Origin of the sequence: Pseudoalteromonas sp. SR44-5 (assembly GCF_014163675.1) — a bacterium.
GTDB classification, from domain to species: domain Bacteria; phylum Pseudomonadota; class Gammaproteobacteria; order Enterobacterales; family Alteromonadaceae; genus Pseudoalteromonas; species Pseudoalteromonas rhizosphaerae.
Map to the genome: position 1 here is coordinate 41,529 of NZ_JACJDT010000022.1, position 20,711 is coordinate 62,239.

The window sequence follows — 20,711 nt, forward strand, 5'->3', positions numbered from 1 at the left end:
CTTTTAGCAATTTTGTTAATATTCAATCGCAGCTCAGTCACGCCTATTGCGAGTAATTGTAATGAAAGAGTTTTTACTAACCGACCATGATTTCAAGCAAATAGCTGCAATAGTTTATGACGCGTGTGGCATTGTATTAGGTGATCATAAACGAGAAATGGTCTATTCACGTCTTGCTCGTCGGCTCAGAACATTGCAGCTGACAAATTTTAAACAGTATTTAGCTTATTTAGAGGCACATAAAGAGCAAGAATTTAGTGATTTTATCAATGCAATAACAACTAATCTGACTTCTTTTTTTCGTGAATCACATCATTTTGATTATTTGCAATCCCATGTAATACCAAAGTTATTAGTGACAAATAAAAGTACTCGGCGAGTTCGGATATGGTCTGCAGGTTGTTCAACTGGGGAAGAGCCCTATTCTTTAGCTATGACCTTACATGGGTTATTTCCAGCCGATTGGGATGTGAAAATTTTAGCCACTGATTTGGATTCAAACGTATTAGCTAAAGCACAATCAGGTACCTACACTGCGGCTAATGTGAATGGACTTGAACAACATCAATTACAGCGCTGGTTTTTAAAAACTAAAGATGGTGAGTTATTCAAAGTTAAACCTGAATTACAGCAAAAAATTCATTTTAAGCGGTTGAATTTATTACAAGACTGGCCAATGAAAGGGCCTTTTGATGTGATCTTTTGTCGTAATGTGGTGATTTATTTTGATAAAGAAACAAAAGATCAGCTATTCCACCGTTATTGTCATATTTTAGCTGATCATGGATACCTATTATTAGGTCATTCTGAAACCATGGGAAAGGAGCATAGTGAGTTTAAAAACTTAGGTAAAACTATGTATCAGAAGGTGATTTATGGATAGTCATTTTAAGCCAGTATTACATGGCTTTGAGCATATTAAGCGGTTTTGGGACTCAGGTCAGCGGCAAGTTATTGCTAAAGTATTGCCCGGTGAATTTTACGTGTCAAAAAACGATGAGATGATTTCCACTGTGCTAGGTTCATGTATTGCAGCTTGCATTTATGATGACAAGCTTGGTGTGGGTGGCATGAATCACTTTATGTTACCGATTGAAAAAGGCGCAGAGCCAACTAGTGCGCATAACTTAAATTGTCGTTATGGTAACTGGGCGATGGAGTTTTTAATTAATGAAGTACTTAAAAATGGCGCCTCTAGGCAAAATCTAAAAATAAAACTGTTTGGCGGCGGTAAAATTATTCGCTCGATGACAGATATTGGCCTTGGTAATATTCGCTTTGCTTACTCTTATGTGCAAGAAGAAGGGCTAGAATTAGTGTCTCATGATGTGGGGGGGCCTTGGCCGCGTAAGGTCAATTTTAACCCTCAAACAGGCAAAGCACAGGTTAAAAAATTGCGCGACATGCACACTGATGTGATTGAAAAACGCGAAGTCCGTTATTTACACGATATTGAAGAACAAGATTCTAAAACCGATATTGAGTTATTTTAAGGGGTAAAAAATGGTCAAGGTGTTAGTGATTGATGACTCGCCATTGATTCGACGAGTATTGACGGAGGTACTACACCAGGCTGATGATATTCAGGTCGTAGGGTGTGCAGAAGACCCTTATCAAGCACGAGAAATGATTAAACAGCTTAATCCCGATGTGCTGACTTTAGATATTGAAATGCCGAAAATGGATGGTATTAGTTTTTTGAAAAACCTAATGCGTCTACGGCCTATGCCTGTGGTAATGATATCAACGCTCACCCAAAAAGGTTCACCGATAACTTTGGAGGCGCTGGAATTAGGAGCAGTTGATTTTATAGCTAAGCCGACAGTCAATGTATCTGAGCAATTAAGCCAGTATGCTAAATTAGTGCAACAAAAGGTCCGTACGGCAGCGGCGGCACGAGTACGGCCTTTTAAATTAAGCCAAGTACAACCTATCGAAACGTTAAGTAATGCACAGTTTAGTATCAATAAGGTTTTGGCGATTGGAGCTTCAACAGGAGGAACAGAGGCGATTAAAGAGGTGCTAATAAGAATGCCAGAAAACTGCCCTCCGATCGTTATCACGCAGCATATTCCACCTGTGTTTAGCAGTTCATTTGCTTTGCGCATGGATAGAACATGCACTATCAATGTCAAAGAGGCGCAGCAAGGCGATAAGTTAAAAGCTGGCTGGGCGTTTATCGCCCCGGGTGGTCAACACTTAAGCGTTATACAGCAAGGAGGCAGCTTATATTGTCAGCTTGATGAGAGCGAGCCGGTTAACCGTCATCGTCCTGCGGTTGATGTATTGTTTAACTCGCTGGTTAAAGTGTGCCCTAAAAATACCATAGCAGCTTTATTAACGGGTATGGGGAGCGATGGTGCGCAAGGTTTACTGGCGCTAAAACAGCATGGTGCTTATACCGTAGCGCAAGATGAACTATCGTCAGTGGTATGGGGCATGCCTAAAGCCGCTGTAGAGATCGGAGCAGCTTTAACGGTGGTCTCGCTTGATAAAGTGACGCAGCATCTACTAAACCAAGCAATGAAAAAGTAGTCACCTTATAAACTTGAGCTGATTATCCCGGGCTCAGGTTGATAATTATCAAGGGATTATATTTTTACTGCACAATTACCCACGGTTGTGAAAACCAATAATAGCTATTCTTATGAGCAATTGATGGCGCTGTGCAGTTAAATCGTGATCGCCCTTGAGCTAAATTTTTCGGTGAATTTATGGTCACAGTATCAGCTGCTGACCAGTCTAGTTTTGCCTGACCGATGCCCGATACATAACAAGCTAGCTGACTTTTATGAAAGTCTCCCATATTAAATTTAATGCTGATCTGAGGTGGATTTTGGCTGGTCACGCTATCAATAAAAGTAAGCTCTTGGATTGAAAATGCGCGAGAGTTTAGTTTGGTCACTAGCGTATCAAGCTTGCTATAAAACCCAGAAGCCGGAAAGCGTGGTAAACGGCTAAAATCAGAGTCTTTGTTGATGGCACCAGAGTGTTGGCCAATACCAATAAAGCCCAACTCTTTCACTAAACTTTGTAATTGGTTATTAAACTCGCCATATGGATATGCTAAGTATTTATAGTCATGGCCAATTTCTTCTTTGATCCGTTGTTGTGATGACAAAATATCTTGCTTAATACGCGCCTGCCATTGTTGGGTTGTTTCATCGGCTAATTTACGATGTAGGTAATCATGTTGTGCGCTGTGATTGCTGATCAGAGCACCTTTTTTGGCAAGTTCTCTGAGTTTATCCCAGCCCATTACATAGCCTTTACCTTCATCAATTAATTTTGGATTAACGAAAATAGTATAGGGGTAAGCAAACTTTTCTAATATCGGCGCTGCTTGTTCATAATTATTGTTGTAACCATCATCAAAGGTAATAGCGACGGTTTTATCTGGTAAACTTTGGCCTTGTTGTAAAGCAGATAGTAATTCATTCAGTGGCACTACGTTAAAGTCATGCTGTTTTAGATAGTTTAAATGCTCAGTGAAGGTTTCTGCACTGACACTGGTGACTGCTGGCAGGGTCTCACTGACATGGTGATATTGTAAAATAACTGCGCTGTGAGCAGGTAAAGATAGACAAAAGAGGATCGATAGCAGACTGTGAAAAAATTTCTTAATCGTCATAAAGCACACCATAAAAGCTTGCTGTTGTTAGCTGGTCCAATGATATTATCAAATATAACCGTGCCACTGTTAGGAATAGTTGATACTGCAGTAATAGGGCATCTTGGTAGTGCTCATTTTCTTGCCGGAATTGCCTTGGGCGCCACGGTAATTTCATTGCTATTTTGGTTGGCGGGCTTTTTACGCATGAGTACCACAGGGCTGGTTGCGCAAGCTTATGGCAAGAAAGATTATCCTCAATTAGCCGGATTATTAAAGCGCAGTTTAGTATTAGCGCTTATCGTGGCATTTTCTTTAATTGCTTTATCGCCACTTATTAAAAATGCCATAGCTTACCTTTCTGGTTCCAGTGCGCAGGTGCTCGCACAAGCTTATAGTTATTTTGAAATTCGTATTTTTAGTGCACCTGCGGCATTATGTAACTTGGTATTATTAGCTTGGATGTTAGGGATTCATTACGGTAAAGGGCCTTTTTATTTATTACTAGTTACTAATATCACCAACATTGTTTTAGATATTTATTTTGTTGTGTACTTAGATTGGCAAGTCGCCGGAGCTGCTTGGGCATCGTTGATTGCCGATTATACCGCGCTATTATTTGCATTATTCTTGGTTTTTAGGTTAGCGAAAAAAATGACTGTGCCGCTATTTTTAGGTGGGTGGTTTAGCCGAGATAAAATGTGGGCGTTATTAAGTATTAACCGTGATATTTTTATTCGCTCCTTAATTTTACAACTGTGTTTTAGCTTTATGACCTTCTATGGTGCACGCATTGGCGAGGTAACGCTTGCGGTAAATGCTGTATTACTGAACTTTTTAATGCTAGTGAGCTTTGCTCTTGATGGTATTGCCTATGCAAGTGAAGCAAAAGTTGGCCAAGCAAAAGGTCAACATAGCGTACGGCGTATAAACTTATGGGTAAAAATAAGCGTATTTTGGGGAATGCTATTTGCTTTTTGTTATAGCGTGTTTTTTGCATTGTTTGGTTCGCAAATTATTACCTTATTAACAGATATTCCTGAAGTGATCAAAGCCGCCAATGAATACTTACCATGGTTGATTTTTATGCCATTAGCGGCAATGAGTTGCTTTTTGTTTGATGGTATTTTTGTTGGCCTAACCAGAGCTCAAGATATGCGAAATACCATGCTAATTTCAGCATTAGTTGGATTCTTTGGCGTGTTTTGGGTGTTTAATGCTTGGCAAAATCATGCGCTTTGGTTAGCAATGACCTGCTTTATGCTACTGCGTGGCATTACATTGGTCGTACGTTATAAGCAGTTGCAAACAGCGCAGCAGTTACTGAATTAATAGAAATAGCAATAAATCTAAAGTTCACTTATAACTTTGGATTTATTGTGCTAAAACGGCGTCGTTAAGCACTGTTTATTTTAACTTCGATTCGCATCTTGGGATGGCTTGGATATATGACTGAACTTTATCATTGGTTTGATTTAATTGGCATCGCCGTATTTGCCATGTCAGGCACTTTAATTGCCTATGATAAAAAAATGGATGGCTTTGGAGTCGTGGTACTGGCGACGGTCACCGCGATAGGTGGTGGCACAATTCGAGATTTGATTTTAGATGTTCCGGTATTTTGGTTACACGACCAAAGTTATTTTATCGCGATATTTGCGTCTGTCTTTGTTACCACGCGATTGATCAATAAGCAAAAATCAATTCCTTTATATCATTTACAAGTTGCAGATGCGTTTGGTTTAGCGTTCTTTGCTGTAATGGGGGCGCAAAAAGCATTGCTCGCGGGGATGCCAGCTACAACCGCAATTATTATGGGAGTGATCACCGGTTGCTTTGGCGGAGTAACGCGAGATGTGTTGGCAGGCAATATTCCTATGCTATTAAAAGGTGAGCTATATGCAATTACTTGTATTGCTGGTGGTATTGTTTATACCCAAGCAATTGTATTGAACATTGAGACAGAGATAGCGATGGTGTTAGCGATGTTAACCACCTTGCTGTTACGCCTTGCAGCAATGAAATGGCAACTAACACTACATATTTTTAAATATCCTGACTAGACTGTAAAGAACAGAACGTTACAGGGACAAAGGATGTCATTAGCTCGAATTTATTCTCGTGCCCAAGTGGGTATTCAAGCACCTGAAGTGATCGTTGAGGTGCATCTAGGTAATGGTTTACCAGCATTTCATATTGTAGGTTTGCCCGAAGCCTCAGTAAAAGAAGCCAAAGATCGTGTACGCAGCGCATTAGAAAACTCTAAATTTGGTTTTCCAGACCAACGCATTACAGTCAATTTAGCACCTGCTGATTTACCCAAAGAGGGGGGGCGTTTTGATTTAGCGATTGCGGTTGGTATTCTCATCGCTTCAGAGCAAATTGTTTGCACTGATATTGAACGCTATGAATTTTATGGTGAGCTGGCACTGAATGGCGAAGTGCGTGGCGTGAATGCAATACTCCCATCAGTTTTAGCAGCTAAAGCACAAGGGCGTTGTTGTTTTTTACCTTTAGTAAATGACAGTTTAGCGAGTTTAGTAAATGGCGTTGAGCGCAAAGCGGTCTCTTCTATCCAAGAAGTATGGAGTGATTTACTCAATCAGCAGCCTTTACCTCTTAATATTAGCTACCCAGAACAGCAACATAGCGGTGTTGAATTCTTAATTGATTTAAGTGATGTAAAAGGCCAGCCGGGCGCGAAAAGGGTGTTAGAAATCGCTGCGGCGGGTGGCCATAATTTACTTTTTTTGGGGCCACCTGGTACGGGGAAGTCAATGCTCGCGCAACGTATGCCGACTATTATGCCGGGCATGTCTGATGATGAGGCACTTTCCACCGCAGCGTTGTATTCAATTATTGGCCAAAGTGTCGATCTAACTAACTGGCGCAAGCGACCATTTCGTAATCCTCATCACACATGCTCCGCTGTGGCGCTAGTCGGAGGCTCTTCAAACCCAAAACCAGGGGAGATTTCACTGGCACATAATGGCGTATTATTTCTTGACGAACTACCTGAGTTTGAACGTAAGGTGCTTGACTCATTACGCGAGCCAATGGAGACAGGCACTGTAACGATTTCAAGAGCGGCAAGGCAAATGGAGTTTCCTGCACAGTTTCAATTAATTGCGGCTCTTAATCCAAGTCCTACGGGTTGCCATAATGATAAGCGCGCGACTCCGGATCAAGTTATGCGTTATTTATCGCGAGTGTCAGGACCATTTATTGACCGTATTGATTTACAAATAGAGCTACCACGTTTAAACAGTGCGCAATTGCAAAGCACTCAAGAAGAACAAAGTAGTGCGACTGTGCGCACGCGGGTGGAGGCGGCATATAATCTGCAATTGCGTCGCCAAGGTAAAGTCAATGCGCGACTTAATAATAAAGAAATGAGTGTGTATTGCGCGCTTGCAGCGCCAGAGTTACAGTTTTTAGCTAAAGCCAGTGAAAAGCTATCATTATCGCCACGCTCTTATCATCGAGTGATCAAAGTAGCGCGAACTATTAGTGATCTAAAAGGGCAAGATAATATTAGTTTAGATGAACTAAAAGAGGCACTCAATTATCGTGCATTTGAACGTTTGTTATCACAATTAACCCAGTATTAGTGGTTAGATTGCATTAAATTGACAGCATGTAGCCTTTACCGCGTACCGTAACGATGCGTTTTTGGTCTTTTTCATCGCTCAGTTTTTTACGTAAGCGACCAATTAAAACATCAACAGTTCTGTCATTTGGACTCCAATCTGGCTGGCCAATTTCTTCTGATATTTTTTCACGAGACGTGGCTTTTCCTGCGTTTGAGATCAAACAAATTAACACTTTATGTTCCGCTTCAGTGAGCCTAGATTCAATGCCATTAGCAGTGATTAAAGTGCGGTTGTCTGGATGCAGTTTGAAGTCAGCATATTCAATAAATTCTTCGCTTTCATCGCTACTGTTATTATTGCTTTTTAAGCGCTTATAAAGTGCTCTTATACGCAGTTCAAGCTCTAATAAATCAACAGGTTTACAAATATAGTCATCAGCGCCTTGAGCAAGTCCGGCAATACGATCGGCTTGAGAATCTCGGCTTGAAAGCATGATCACACCAATGTCTGTGAGGGTGTTGAGTTCTTTTGCTAAATGTAAGCCATCACGTTTAGGTAATACTATGTCAATAATTGCTAATGATATGGCATCATAATTATTAGCGCGAGATTGCACTATAGCTAAGGCATCAGCGCCAGTTGCATCATTCTCAATGCAAAATTCAGTCTCTGCAAAATGATTGATTATGCGTTTAACTAATAGTTCGTCATCTTCAACCAATAAAACATGAATAGTCATAGTATCTTAATTACCTTTAATGATGCCTCTATGTTATCACTCATTCGTAAAAGGTGAGAAGGGCGATTTTTAGTATTTATGCACTATTTAGGTGATTATTTAATTATTATCAACAGGTAAACATACTAGGTTTACCTGTTGAACAGAATAAAAGCTACTTTTCAGGGTATAAGTACTGCCACCACTGTGGTTGCTCTTTTAAATGCTTATCGAAGTAGGCAAGCATAGTATTCCACCAATCAAAGCGTTGATCGCGAGCAAAAATTTGATGGTCCGCCCCTTTATATTCAATAAGGTCAACATCTTTGCCTAGTAGTTTCAGCGCAGTATACATAGTGTGACTTTCGCCTACAGGTACATTGGTATCAGCATCACCATGTAATAGCAGTAGCGGTGTGGTTACTTTGTCTGCATGGAAAACCGGGCTATGTTGGCTGTATAGTTCACTATTATTCCAAGGATAGCTGTTTTTAGAGGCTTCGCCAGAATATAAATAGCCCCACCAACCGTGACCCCAATACGAGGTGATATTAGAAATCCCCGCGTGTGCGATTGAGGCACTAAACATGTCTGTTTTAGTGGTCAGTAACATAGTCATAAAGCCACCGTATGATGCGCCTAAATTACCTAAACGATTTTTATCAATAAATGGATACTGTTTTAATAGTGCTTGGGTACCTTGCATAATATCGTCAGCAGTATATTGACCCCACGCATTCACATGCTTAGCAGAGAACTGTTGGCCAAATCCAGTTGCACCGGTCGGTTGCACTACATAAACCACATAGCCATGCTCTGCCCATAAATTGAAAGGATAACGCCCAGTAAAACCACGAGTAACCGGTGATGTACCGCCATAGTAATATACTAATGCTGGGTAGTGTTTGTTCTTATCAAGATTGCTTGGAAAGTAAACACGACCTTTAATTTCAACACCTGCGGTATTGATGAAGTTAAATTCATCTAAGCTGGCTATATCGGTATTTGCATACGCTTGTGGTTTAGAATCCCACAATGTGGTTGCGGTGTTTTTATTAATACTTAACTGTTTTAATTGCTGTGGAGATGATGCATTAGAGCCGCTAACTAAAATAGCTGGGCTGCGGTTGTTTGAATAACTGAATTGTTCAACTACATCAAAACCTGTTTTGAGTTTGCTAAAGCGTTGTTTACTTTTATCGTACAGGTATAAAGCAATCGTATCTTGCTCAGTGACTTTAACGAGGGCATCGCCATTAGCGAGTACTTCAAGTTGACCAATGGCAGGATCAAATTCACGACTTAATGGTGCTGCATTTTTACCATGATCAGTTAATAGGTAAAGCTGTCCATCATAGTTGTTGGCAAGCATATTCTCAGGTAGGTTTCTGCCTAAACCATCTTTAAAATCAGGACCCGCAGTGACATAAATGTCATCACCTGTGTATTTAGCTTGATTAAACGTAGTAAACTGACCAATAACTGTGTTGCTCGCATTGGCAATATTCAGTTCCACTAACTCTGTGGTGGGGTGAGTCGACGCTTGCATTACTTGCACACCACGACTCAGTAATACCGTACCACGTTTGCTATTAAAATCTTCAATACTGTGACTAAGTGGTCCTTGGCTCAATGCTTTACTCAGGCCTGTACTTATATCTAATAAGTAAGCTTGTGAGGTTGTGCGGGCATATGACCAGCGATCTTGTAAACCTTGGTAGTGTTTAGTTAGGCTGTTATCAGCTGCTGGTGATTTGGACCAGCTGAAGATTAAGCTGTTGTTATCGTAATAAGCAAAGTCACCCGCGCCCTCTAGGTTGTTGGCAATCACTTTAAGATTAAGGGTTTTGCGGTTTAATTGCTTTAATTTTCCATCTAATAGATAGACTAAATAATTGTTATCAGGGCTCCAAATAATGTTACTCGGTTGACCCGACTCAAAACGGTAAACTATTTGATTATCATCATTTTTTAGCTCAGTGATCACATTTGCTTGATTACCCGTGCTATCTTGATAATGGCGTTTTGCCACTAAATAGTGTTTGGCATCAGGTGCTAAAGATAGTGAACTGACCGTTGTGGCATCAAACAGTTGCTTGGCAGATAAACCATGTTGCTCTTTATTGCTAAAAGTTAATCGATCAATTGCTGCTTTAGGCTCGAAATCAACGTCAACATCGTGCCAATTAGCAACTTGTTCAGCAATAATCACTATTTGGTGATCGCCTTGCGGTAATGCCAGTTCATAGCTTTCTTTTGTGGCTGTTTGTTTTTCACCATTGATAAACAACTGCGCTTTTTCGATACCTTTAAGTGTCAATGTGCCTTGGCTAAAGCGCTCAGCATGAGTGGTAAACTTTAATGCTTGTAGACCGCCGAGGGTTAATGCATTTACTTTATCTAAGGTTTGCCATTTTAATTTTTCGCCAAATACCGTAATGCTTGTTGTTGGTTGTTGAATGCTAGGTAATAGGGCGTTAATAATCGCATCTTGATGCTCAGTTTGGTATGGCTTTAGCTGCATGTCGGCTGCAATTGGGCCAATAAACTTAATATCTGCTTTATCTAATGGTGCAGCCACTAGAGCGCTACTTAACGTGCTTAAAGTTAACACCGCGAGTGTGGTTGTTAGGCGAGGTGTTTTTCCGCGCCATAGTGAACTAAAATTCATTATTGAGCCTGATGTAGGGAATTTAATTTAATATAGCATGTGGTTGTGATGTCAAAAAGTGCTCTGCGATGGATTCCATTGCTCAGCAGTATAAGGTTTGAGGTTAGGGCTGACACTTGGTAAGGTGTTGAGCAATTGAGTAGCGTAGAGGTAACAGTGACATTATTAATCGTTTACATGGTAGCGGCGATTACGATTTCTTTTTTATGTTCGATTATGGAAGCCGTATTATTGAGTATAACGCCTAGCTATGTTGCAGTATTACGTAAAAAAAAGCCTAAACTAGCCAAGCGTTTCGAGCACTTGAAAACCAATGTTGATCAGCCTTTAGCTGCTATTTTAACCTTAAATACGGTTGCCCATACTGCTGGAGCTGCCGGTGTAGGGGCACAAGCTGCCGTAGTTTTTTCTGATGCGGCGGTGGGAATTGCTTCGGCGATAATGACTTTGTTAGTATTAGTGTTGTCGGAAATCATTCCAAAAACTCTGGGCGCAAAGCATTGGCGAACGCTTGCTCCTATGGTGACCAAAGCATTACAGTATTTAGTTATCGCACTCAAACCTTTTGTGTGGCTTGCTGAAAAACTCACCGGTATGTTGGGTCGTAATTACAACGAAGAGTACTATATTCGCCAAGAAATTGAAGCCATGGCTGATATGGGATCGCAATCAGGTGCCTTACATCAGGAAGAGTCTGAAATCATCCGTAGTTTATTGCATTTTCGTCACGCCAAATTAGATGCGTTAATTACCCCGCGTACCGTTTTGTTTAAAGTACATAAAGATTTAACCGTAAATCAATATTTGGCTGAGCATGGTTCAGCGTCGTTTTCTCGGGTGTTGGTATATGATAAAAATGGTGATGATATTATCGGTTTTGTGCATAAAAACGATATTATGCTGGCGTATCATAGGTTGGGTGAAAACTATAAAATCAGTAAGTTGATAAAACCTATTTATACTGTGCCAGAGACTTTATACGTACCTACTTTATTGCATACTTTGCTAGCTGAGCGTACTCATATTTGTTTAGTGATAGATGAATATGGTGATGTGCAGGGGATTGTGACACTCGAAGATATGATCGAAGCGTTAATGGGCTTTGAAATAGTCGATGAGCATGATCAATCAGCTAATATGCAGGCAGTTGCTAAGCAACGCTGGCGTCAGCGCTTGGAAAGTAGCAATAAATTGTTAAGTGCTGAGAATACCATGGCGAAACGAAAAAATTAACGTCGGCTATGACTATTTAATGAAACCATATGTAGCCATGATTGCGCCCAACGAATAAATTCAGTTTTGCCTTTTGGGCGACTGATCAAAAAGCCCTGCATTAAGATGTGCTCTTTAAAACGATCTAAGTATTCAAGCTCTTCAACGCGCTCAATGCCTTCAGCGACAATTGTTAAGTCATCTTGAATGGCTATATTTACTAAGCTACTAACAATGACTTGAGAAAATAAATCACTTTCAATATTACTGATCAAGGTACGATCTATTTTCACCTCAGTAAAAGGCAATGTTTTTAATTGCTGTACATTGGTAAAGCCGGTGCCAAAATCATCAAGAGAAATGCCAAAACCGCGCATTCGTAAACGGTTTAGAGTTTCTAGCTGTGCAGAACTGGATAAAGCATGCTGTTCTGTGATCTCTAAAATAATCTCACTTGGGGTCAGTTGATTAAGATGTAAAATTAAAGCCAGCTTATCCGGGCAGCTTAAATCTTCTAGCTGGCAGGGGGACAAATTAAAAGCCAGTTTAAGTTTGTAGCCTAAACGAGTTTTTATTTCTGAGAAATCGCCTGTTGCCTTTTCAAACAACTGAAACGTGATCAGATTAATTAAATCTAAATCTTCAGCAACACAAATAAACCGTTCAGGTAAAAATATAGCACCTTGTGCTGCGGTCACAATTCTGGCTAATACTTCTACGCTTTCAACTTTATTATTAGTACGGTTTATTTTTGGTTGATAAAACGGCGTTATCTCATTATGGCTTATCGCATGCAGTAATTGCGTTTCAGAAATTGGTTCTGTGGGCTTTTCAGTATGACAAGCTAAATACTCTAGTTTTTGTAGCAGTGTATAAACTTGGTTGAGTTGTACTGGTTTGGCGATATTACCAATTAAATGTACGTTGTTTTTACGCGCTAAATCAGCCGCTAAATCAATGATTTTTGAATTCATTTCAGAAATAATGACAATTGCCCCAGGGTAATGTAACTCGCCAAGGTGACGAATAAGCTCCATGCCATCCATGTTCGGCATATTCAGATCAGTAAATACGGCATCAAAAGCATATGGATGCGCTTTTACTTTATTGAGGGCATCTTGCGCATCTAAACAGGTTGTTACATTGGGCACATCAAGCTCATTTAAGATAGCCTGCATCACTACTAAAATAGCTTTTGAATCATCAACGACCAAAATGCTGCGTGCTAGCTTTGTCATTTTCTTCCCTGAAATAAAATTTACTCGTTAATTAAAAGTAGTCGAGAATAGCGAAGGTGTCAGCTTTATAGTTGCAAATATATTCCATAATCTAGCTAAAAAAATGGGTATACTAACGATATAATTTTTAAGATTTGAAGTGACATCATGCAAATACAGCTGACCCTTGCTGATCAACAATTTAGTTTAGTGCTCGCGGGGCAACAAATTGTAAAAATTTTTCAGCAACAACAGGCAATCGGATTTGATAATCCACGTGTTAACTATTTTGAATTTAAGCTAAATAATCAAGTGATTGGTTTAGACACCAGTACGGTCATTGAGCATAGTATAGCGCTACATATTGATAATGAATTTGTAAAACAACTGACATTACCGCCTATTGAAAAAACTAAACCTAAGCAGGGGCTGCTTGGATTATTTGCGCTCGGTTTTAAGATTTTTAAAAGTGCGAAAGTCGTCAAGGTAGTATTAGCGGGCGCCTCAGTGGCTGGTTATGCTTGGTTATTTACGTTTGAGTTTGCGCTTATGCTAATTGCTTGTTTGGTGATCCACGAGTACGGCCATGTCAGAGCAATGCAATATTTTGGTATTAAAACCAAGGGTATCTATTTAATCCCATTTGTTGGCGGGCTTGCCGTAAGCGACGATAAAATTACCACCCGCTGGCAAGATGTGGTGATTTCTTTAATGGGGCCTGCATTTGGTTTGATCACCTCCGTACTTGGTGTGGTGCTTTATTATGCCACCGAGATGGAAATATTTGCCGGGGTCGCAGTACTCAGCGCATTATTGAATTTATTTAACTTGCTGCCTATTTTACCGCTTGATGGCGGGCATGTATTAAAAAGTATTAGCTTCTCAATGCGTTCATGGGTTGGTTTAAGTATTTGTATTTTAGGCGTGTTATTTGGCTTATGGCTAAGCTACACCTTTGGTTTAATGCTATTAGTGTTTTTCTTATTTATCGGTGCACTGGAAATCGCCTTTGAATGGCGCGGCCGCCACTATTCGCATTTACTGCCACTAGATAAATACGGGCAAGGTTTTTCGGCTGTGATGTACGCTTTGGTAGTTGCAGGCCATGTGGCTGTGATGATGCATTTTGCTGATTCTGAAAACGCAATTTTAAGCCTGCCAATGAAAATTCTATCGAGTTAACAAATTTAAATAGCGTGAGGTGTTACTCACGCTGTATTTTTGCAGCAAGCGTTACGGATAAAAACTCAACATCAATGATATAAACACGCCGGTTATAATTAGCTGCACTAAACAAAAGCCCATAATGTCTTTGGCTTTTAGGCCGGCAATTGCCAATACCGGTAAAGCCCAGAATGGCTGAATAAGATTAGTCCACGCATCCCCCCACGCTACTGCCATCGCGACGCGCGGCATATCTGCACCCAGAGCTTGTGCTGCGGGTATCACTATAGGCGCTTGTACAGCCCATTGGCCGCCACCTGAGGGCACAAATATATTTACTAAGCCAGCACTTAAAAAGCTCCAAAATGGCAATGATTGTGCACTGGCGATGGCGATAAATCCTTGTGATATCTGCTGCGCCAAACCCGTTTGTACCATGATTGCCATGATCCCTGCATAAAATGGAAACTGGATAATAATCCCTGCGCCGCTGGGGACTGCTTGCTGCAGGCTATTAAGTAAATTATACGGCGTTTGATGCAGTAAAATCGCAGAAAATAAAAACAGTGCAATCACACTGTTTAAATTAAGTGAGCCGCCACTAAACACAAAATAATTAGCTAAATAAACTAGCCCAAGTACTCCAATGCCTAGTCCTAATAACTTACTGTGTTCAATTTTATCGGCAGGGCGACTAACATTGTAGGGCTTAGGTATCGGTTCTGCTAATAGCGTTTTATCAACATAAATGCTGTCTTTTGCGCTGGGTAACATATAACGATTAACCAGTGGCATAATGATAAATAAGCCAATAACTATAGCTATATTAAATCCTGAAAACAGTGTTTCGCTGGTGTTTATCACACCAATGCTTTGCTGTGCAAAATGCCCTGACGTTGCGATAGTTAAAGGAATTGAGCCTGCCAAGCCACCATGCCAAACAATAAAGCCAGAATACGCACTGGCAACCAGTAAGCGATAATCAACGAGTGTGTGGCGGGCAATTGCTTTGGCAAATAAAGCGCCAATAACTAAGCCAAATCCCCAGTTAATCCAACTGGCGAGTAATGATACGAAAGTCACTAATAAAATAGCTTTTGGCGCAGTATTGGCAAGTTTTGCTAATTGCGTGAGCAGTCGGCTCATCATCGGTGTACTTGCCAGCATATATCCGGTGAGTAATACCAACAGCATCTGCATGGCAAAACTTAGTAAGTTCCAAAAACCACTGCCCCACGCGCTCAGCACTTGTTGTGGGTTTGAAGGTGTCACTACACACGCAATTATAAAGGTAAGTAGTGTGAGTAAAATAACAAAAATAAATGGATCGGGTAGGTAACGTTCCACTAATTTAGTGAACGGTTTGGCAACATGATTTAGCATAATGATTGTGTGTTTTGATTATTGCTACATATTGCCAATTAATCACGAAAGCGTTTAATTGGCAAATAGAGTTGTAGTCGTGGTATTAAATCGCGTATTTCTTCGTCATTATAACAAACGTTAATTCAAGCACTAGCGTGGCATAAGCCACGCTTAGATACAGTGCTATTTCTGTGGTGCGAGGACCGCTTTTAAACGTGTTTGTACTTCTTCTACGAGTAAGTCTGGTTGAAATTTAGATAAAAACGCATTGCAACCCACTTTCTCGACCATGGCTTGGTTAAAGCTGCCACTGAGGGATGTGTTAAGTACCACATGCAGATTTTTTAAGCGGTTATCGTTACGGATCTCGTGCGTTAAGCGATAACCATCCATTGCTGGCATTTCTGCATCGGTGATCACCATCAGTAATTCTTTTTCTACGTCCATGCCTTTATCAGCCCAGGCTTTAAGCATATTGAGTGCTTCAAGACCATTACTGGCTGGGATAATCTCAATACCCAACTGCGTTAATGTATCGCTCACTTGTTTTCGTGCTGTAGGTGAGTCGTCAGCATGGAGTATTTTTCGGCCAACAAATTCGTTTACGATACTTTGGTCAAGTACCTCATCAGAGATTTGCACTTCGTACTCAATAATCTCTGCTAGTACTTTTTCTACATCAATGATCTCTACTAACTGCTCTTGGCCATCACGTTGAATTTTAGTGAGCGCAGTTAGATAATGATTTTTACCGATAGAGGAAGGCGGTGGCATTATATCTGACCATGTCATATTAACGATTTGATCAACCTTACCAATTAAAAACCCTTGTACTGTACGATTGTATTCAGTGATCACTAAGTTACTATCTTCAGTATTCTTAGCCGCAGACATGCAAATCGCTTGGCGTAAATCAATAACAGGGATTGATTCACCACGAATATTGGCCACGCCTGATATTTTAGGATGGGCATGTGGAATGATACTAAGATGCGGCAGTTTCACTACTTCTTTAACTTTAAAGACATTAAGAGCAAACAAGTGACGACTGTGCAAATAAAACAATAATAACTCTAAGCGATTTTCACCAACGAGTTGAGTTCGTTGATCAACAGAAGCTAATACACCTGACATAACACGCTCGACTTTATAATTAATAATTCAAGTATAGCTTACACTGTTCTACTTTAAAAAAGCAGTCTAGATAATAATCTTGATCCTCAAAGGTATTTCAAGCATTGCCTTCATTTCAGCATTACAGTAACTTATCGGATAATTGATAGCTGAATAACCAAGTGTGGGCATGCCTTTTATATTTAAACGATTATTTTTACTAGTCAGAAATCATATTGATCAGGTTAGTTGGCAAGCTGTCGCTATTGCTACATTATTACATATGGTCTTGATCTGGTTGTTGTTAATCTTCGCAGGAGAAGCCGCACTAAGGCCCGTTAGCACCTTTGTTTATTACTATATCGTTACTACCTCAACGGTAGGATATGGTGATTTTAGTGCAACTACAGATCTGGGTAGATGGATTGTGGCGATACTGCAAATTCCATTTGGTTTAGCTTTATTTGGTGTCCTGTTAGGTAAAACAGGGCAAACAGTTACTTATTTAATTAGGCGCGCTATGACGGGTGATAAAAGTTTTGCACATTTTCACAATCACATTATTATTTTTGGCTGGCATCAAATTCGTACTAAAAAAATGATTGATTATATTCTCGCTGACCAAAAGCGTTTGGATCGACGAATTTTGCTTGCGGTCACAGAGTCAATGGAGCATCCGTTTTTAGCTAATGCCCATGTTGATTTTGTGCGCTTAACTAGTTTTACAGATTTAAGCGAGCTGGAAAGGGTCGCAATTAAACTGGCAGATAAAATTATTATTGACGGGCAAGACGACGACGAAACTTTTACCACCGCCCTGCGCATTAGTAAATTAGTGAAAGATGACTGCCATATTAGTGCGCACTTTAACGATGAGAGTAAAGTCGAAATGCTACTAGAACATTGTTACAACGTGGAATGTTCAACGGCTAAGTCAGCCGAAATTCTAGTACGTTCAATGCAAGACCCCGGCTCAAGTCGTGTACAAGAGGAATTATTATCTACTTTGCATGGTGATACCCAGTTTAGTTTAGCTATTCCTGCTGATTTAGCGGTAATGGAATTTGGTAAATTATTTCATCATTTTAAACACGACCATGATGCTATTTTACTTGGTGTTGCTCACAACCTGAGTGCGCAAAATATGGATTTAAATCCACCACTGGATTATCCGGTTAACAGTGGTGATATTTTACATTACATTGCGGTTGATCGTGTTTTAAGCAGCGAAGTCGATTGGCAGGGGCTTGCTAAGTAATGAATGAAGTGGCGTTTTTAATTCTACTTTTGAGTGCTTATATTTTACCAGTGGTAATTGTGCTTAACAGTAAGCGCACGCAAGGTCATGAAAAAAATGGCTGGTTAATAGGCATTATCCTTTTCTCCTGGCTCGCACTGATAATGTACTTTGCGATAGTGCCCAAGCACGGGCATAAAAAGAAAACTACCAAGAAAAAGAAAGGTTAAAATTGAGTTGTCAGTTTACATATAAATTTGCCAACCGTGCTTGATTAAACAAGCACGGTTTTTTATTTTAACTGTTTTAGTTTGTGCTCCACTAAAGGATCATCAGGGGCAAGTTGCTGAGCAACTTCCAGCAGCTGAATGGCATCCTTAGGGTGTTCATCTTGGTGCTTTAGCGCGACATCAATCAATGGTTGAATATCAATTTTTGCTTGATGCTCTTGCACATGCGCTGCTTTTTCATCAATTAGTATGTTGTGCGCTTTGCTTAATAATACTTGGCGGTGTGCCGATTTAGCATTCGCCTTGTTGAGCCTTCTATAATAGTCTTCTTTAAAGCGCAGGGTTTTGGTTTGTAGGCGAAATTGCGCAATATCGACTTGTTGATGGCTAATAAAGTCGACGGCCACTTGTTTATAGAAGCCAAATTTATTTAGGTAGGTGGCATGGGTACTGTGACCCATACCAAACACGCGTAAGTGGGTTAGTTGCGAATAGCGCTTAGCATGGCCACGGTCAATACGATTGGTCGGGTCGTAAATTATATAGCCTTTAGCATTGCCTAAATCGAGATCGTGGTAATCTTGCTCCCAATCGAATTGTTGTGCTATATCGGTACTTGAGCGGTCATCCCAAGGAGCAAGTGCTTTATTTTTGGTGCTAACAGGGTGAAATAACAGTACCTTATCTAGCTTTAGTAAATTAGCAAATGCACCCACAGCAAAGCCACCTCGGCTTAAGCCGTAGCCTAATCTCTGGGTAAAGGGTGTTAGCAAGGGAGCGAGTTGCTCGAGGAAAAACAGTAAATTACGGTGTCTAAACCAATTACTTATTCCTAAGTGCTGAAAAGAAATAACATTCACATGTTGTTTTTGCGCTAGTTGAAATCCCCAAGGGCTAAAATCATCATTGAGATCATGCTCTTGGTAATTAGTACCTGCAGGAGAAAAGGTGAACAATAAAGGCTTATTTATATCAATAAAGTGATACTTAACAAAAACATCGCCAAGTAAATCGCCTCCAGAGATAGGTAATCTGGTTTGCTGTTCATCTTGAGGTAGAGTTAACCACTCATCTAACCAATACAGTAATTTCATCTAACCCCCTAACTAAAACAAGCCAACTATTTTAGCAAATTTGGAAAAAGAAGGAAAACGTGATGTATTAGCAGCAAATTATTGTTGTTACTCTGCCATTTTTATAATTGCTTGCCAATCCGCTTTAGTCACTGGCATTACCGATAATCGACCACCTTTTTTTAGAGCTATTTCGGTGATGGCGTCGTTTTCTTTAATCGCTTTTAAGCTGACTAATTTATTTAAATGCTGCTGATAGGTTACATCAACCACAACCCATCTCGGTTTATCACAGGTTGATTTAGGATCGTAATAATCACTGCTTAAATCAAACTGGCAAGGATCTGGGTAGGCTTCAGCAGTCACTATTGCGATACCTGCAACGCCGACGTGTTTACAGCTAGAATGGTAAATCATTACTAAATCGCCGAGCTTTACGCCCTCGCGCATAAAATTACGGGCTTGGTAGTTGCGCACACCTTCCCATGCAGTGGTTTGTGCAGGGGCGCTTTTTAAATCGTCGATTGAAAATGCATCGGGTTCAGTTTTAAATAACCAATACGCCATAACTAGGATCCTTGAAATATTTACATCATACTTGTCTATAGTATCATTAAAATCTAAATGGGATTGAGGAGCAACTATGAGCCAAGTTTTAGATGATTTATTGTCGTTATTAACGTTAGAAGAAATAGAGCAGGGCTTGTATCGAGGGCAAAGCCAAGATTTGGGTTTTCGTGCGGTATTTGGTGGTCAAGTCATGGGCCAAGCACTGTCTGCAGCTAAAGAAACCTTACCGGAAGGCCGTATTGTTCATTCACTGCATTCTTATTTTTTACGCCCTGGTGATGCTGCAAAGCCAATTGTGTACGATGTTGAAACGATCCGTGATGGTAAGAGCTTTAGTACTCGCCGAGTTAGTGCTATTCAATATGGAAAACCTATTTTTTATATGACGGCATCATTTCAAGGTGCTGAAGATGGCTTGTCGCATCAAGCTACTATGCCGGATGTACCTGCTCCTGAGGAGCTGCGCTCATCACTGGAGTTTTATCAAGAGCACGCATCTCATATACCTGAGGTGATCCGCAATAAGTTTATTCGCGAAATGCCGATTGAAATGCGTCCGGTCACCTTTCATAACCCATTTAAGCCAGAGGTAATGGAGCCGGTTAAACATATTTGGTTCAAAGCCAATGGCGAGATGCCAGATGATCAACGTATTCATAACTATTTATTGGCGTATGCGTCTGACTTTGAGTTTTTACCAACGGCTCTACAGCCCCATGGTGTCTCGTTTATGCAGCCAAACATGCAAGTAGCAACAATTGACCATGCGATGTGGTTTCATCGTCCGTTTCGAATGGATGATTGGATCTTATATACCATTGATAGCCCAAGTGCGAGCTCAGGGCGGGGGTTGGTGCGTGGTCAGTTCTTTGACCGTCAAGGCAATTTAGTTGCCTCAACGATCCAAGAAGGTGTAATGCGTCAGCGTTAATATGCCG

General features: G+C 40.5%; 19 protein-coding genes. 11 read left to right on the forward strand and 8 right to left on the reverse strand.

Translation table 11 applies throughout. The features are described from left to right. Positions 1-61: 61 nt before the first annotated feature. The 3 genes from H5154_RS13065 to H5154_RS13075 are packed head-to-tail and all read left to right on the forward strand — an operon-like array spanning position 62 to position 2,535. The gene (locus H5154_RS13065) at positions 62-883 is read left to right on the forward strand and encodes a protein-glutamate O-methyltransferase CheR (RefSeq protein WP_182718551.1); all 822 of its coding nucleotides are present in this window, start codon (positions 62-64) and stop codon (positions 881-883) included. Beyond that, entirely contained in the window at positions 876-1,493 is a 618-nt protein-coding gene (cheD, locus tag H5154_RS13070) for a chemoreceptor glutamine deamidase CheD (RefSeq protein WP_182718552.1), read from the forward strand. Before H5154_RS13065 ends, cheD begins: the two co-directional genes overlap by 8 nt. A 10-nt stretch (positions 1,494-1,503) precedes the next feature. Next, positions 1,504-2,535 carry a chemotaxis response regulator protein-glutamate methylesterase gene (locus tag H5154_RS13075; protein ID WP_182718553.1) on the forward strand — a complete coding sequence of 344 codons (1,032 nt, stop codon included), beginning with the start codon at positions 1,504-1,506 and terminating at the stop codon, positions 2,533-2,535. Positions 2,536-2,599: 64 nt separating this feature from the next. Here H5154_RS13075 and H5154_RS13080 read toward each other — a convergent pair whose 3' ends face one another. Beyond that, on the reverse strand, positions 2,600-3,631 hold the full coding sequence (locus H5154_RS13080) for a polysaccharide deacetylase family protein (protein ID WP_182718554.1): 1,032 nt from the start codon (positions 3,629-3,631) through the stop codon (positions 2,600-2,602). On the opposite strand from H5154_RS13080, the gene dinF reads away from it, so the two are divergent. The 3 genes from dinF (at position 3,608) to H5154_RS13095 (ending at position 7,221) form a co-directional block, all read left to right on the forward strand. Then, complete coding sequence (gene dinF, locus H5154_RS13085) at positions 3,608-4,942, forward strand: MATE family efflux transporter DinF (RefSeq protein ID WP_182718555.1); 1,335 nt, start codon at positions 3,608-3,610, stop codon at positions 4,940-4,942. The two genes, H5154_RS13080 and dinF, sit on opposite strands and share 24 nt — an antisense overlap. Positions 4,943-5,058: 116 nt before the next feature. Next, entirely contained in the window at positions 5,059-5,673 is a 615-nt protein-coding gene (locus H5154_RS13090; RefSeq protein WP_145237840.1) for a trimeric intracellular cation channel family protein, read from the forward strand. A gap of 33 nt (positions 5,674-5,706) precedes the next feature. After that, a complete protein-coding gene (locus H5154_RS13095; RefSeq protein ID WP_182718556.1) occupies positions 5,707-7,221 on the forward strand; it encodes a YifB family Mg chelatase-like AAA ATPase in 1,515 nt (504 codons plus the stop codon). A 13-nt stretch (positions 7,222-7,234) separates the two neighbouring features. On the opposite strand, the gene H5154_RS13100 is transcribed toward H5154_RS13095, so the two are convergent. Both H5154_RS13100 and H5154_RS13105 read right to left on the reverse strand, forming a co-directional pair. Continuing rightward, positions 7,235-7,942: a response regulator transcription factor gene (locus tag H5154_RS13100; protein WP_149980436.1), complete on the reverse strand. Its 708-nt coding sequence runs from the start codon at positions 7,940-7,942 to the stop codon at positions 7,235-7,237. Between the two features lie 154 nt (positions 7,943-8,096). Further along, positions 8,097-10,592: a S9 family peptidase gene (locus tag H5154_RS13105; RefSeq protein WP_182718557.1), complete on the reverse strand. Its 2,496-nt coding sequence runs from the start codon at positions 10,590-10,592 to the stop codon at positions 8,097-8,099. Positions 10,593-10,748: 156 nt separating this feature from the next. Here H5154_RS13105 and H5154_RS13110 point away from each other — a divergent pair, with 156 nt between their 5' ends. Then, entirely contained in the window at positions 10,749-11,825 is a 1,077-nt protein-coding gene (locus tag H5154_RS13110) for a CNNM domain-containing protein (protein WP_182718562.1), read from the forward strand. On the opposite strand, the gene H5154_RS13115 is transcribed toward H5154_RS13110, so the two are convergent. After that, positions 11,822-13,042 carry an EAL domain-containing protein gene (locus tag H5154_RS13115; RefSeq protein ID WP_149980438.1) on the reverse strand — a complete coding sequence of 407 codons (1,221 nt, stop codon included), beginning with the start codon at positions 13,040-13,042 and terminating at the stop codon, positions 11,822-11,824. The genes H5154_RS13110 and H5154_RS13115 overlap by 4 nt on opposite strands. Positions 13,043-13,186: 144 nt before the next feature. Between H5154_RS13115 and H5154_RS13120 the strand changes: the two genes are divergently transcribed. Further along, positions 13,187-14,203 (forward strand): metalloprotease, encoded by a 1,017-nt coding sequence (locus H5154_RS13120; protein WP_182718563.1) that lies wholly within the window; start codon positions 13,187-13,189, stop codon positions 14,201-14,203. A gap of 51 nt (positions 14,204-14,254) precedes the next feature. Here H5154_RS13120 and H5154_RS13125 read toward each other — a convergent pair whose 3' ends face one another. After that, complete coding sequence (locus H5154_RS13125) at positions 14,255-15,568, reverse strand: short-chain fatty acid transporter (RefSeq protein WP_182718558.1); 1,314 nt, start codon at positions 15,566-15,568, stop codon at positions 14,255-14,257. Positions 15,569-15,733: 165 nt separating this feature from the next. Continuing rightward, complete coding sequence (locus H5154_RS13130; protein ID WP_149980441.1) at positions 15,734-16,684, reverse strand: chemotaxis protein CheV; 951 nt, start codon at positions 16,682-16,684, stop codon at positions 15,734-15,736. Positions 16,685-16,853: 169 nt separating this feature from the next. Here H5154_RS13130 and H5154_RS13135 point away from each other — a divergent pair, with 169 nt between their 5' ends. Both H5154_RS13135 and H5154_RS23670 read left to right on the forward strand, forming a co-directional pair. Beyond that, entirely contained in the window at positions 16,854-17,921 is a 1,068-nt protein-coding gene (locus H5154_RS13135; RefSeq protein WP_182718559.1) for a potassium channel family protein, read from the forward strand. Further along, positions 17,921-18,130 (forward strand): hypothetical protein, encoded by a 210-nt coding sequence (locus H5154_RS23670; RefSeq protein WP_149980443.1) that lies wholly within the window; start codon positions 17,921-17,923, stop codon positions 18,128-18,130. Before H5154_RS13135 ends, H5154_RS23670 begins: the two co-directional genes overlap by 1 nt. 62 nt (positions 18,131-18,192) lie before the next feature. Here H5154_RS23670 and H5154_RS13140 read toward each other — a convergent pair whose 3' ends face one another. Further along, entirely contained in the window at positions 18,193-19,224 is a 1,032-nt protein-coding gene (locus H5154_RS13140) for a cytosolic protein (protein ID WP_149980444.1), read from the reverse strand. Positions 19,225-19,311: 87 nt separating this feature from the next. Next, complete coding sequence (locus tag H5154_RS13145) at positions 19,312-19,770, reverse strand: EVE domain-containing protein (RefSeq protein WP_182718560.1); 459 nt, start codon at positions 19,768-19,770, stop codon at positions 19,312-19,314. Positions 19,771-19,846: 76 nt separating this feature from the next. On the opposite strand from H5154_RS13145, the gene tesB reads away from it, so the two are divergent. Continuing rightward, positions 19,847-20,704, forward strand: a complete 858-nt coding sequence (tesB, locus tag H5154_RS13150) for an acyl-CoA thioesterase II (protein ID WP_145237887.1) — start codon at positions 19,847-19,849, stop codon at positions 20,702-20,704. The last annotated feature ends 7 nt before the right edge of the window (positions 20,705-20,711 follow it).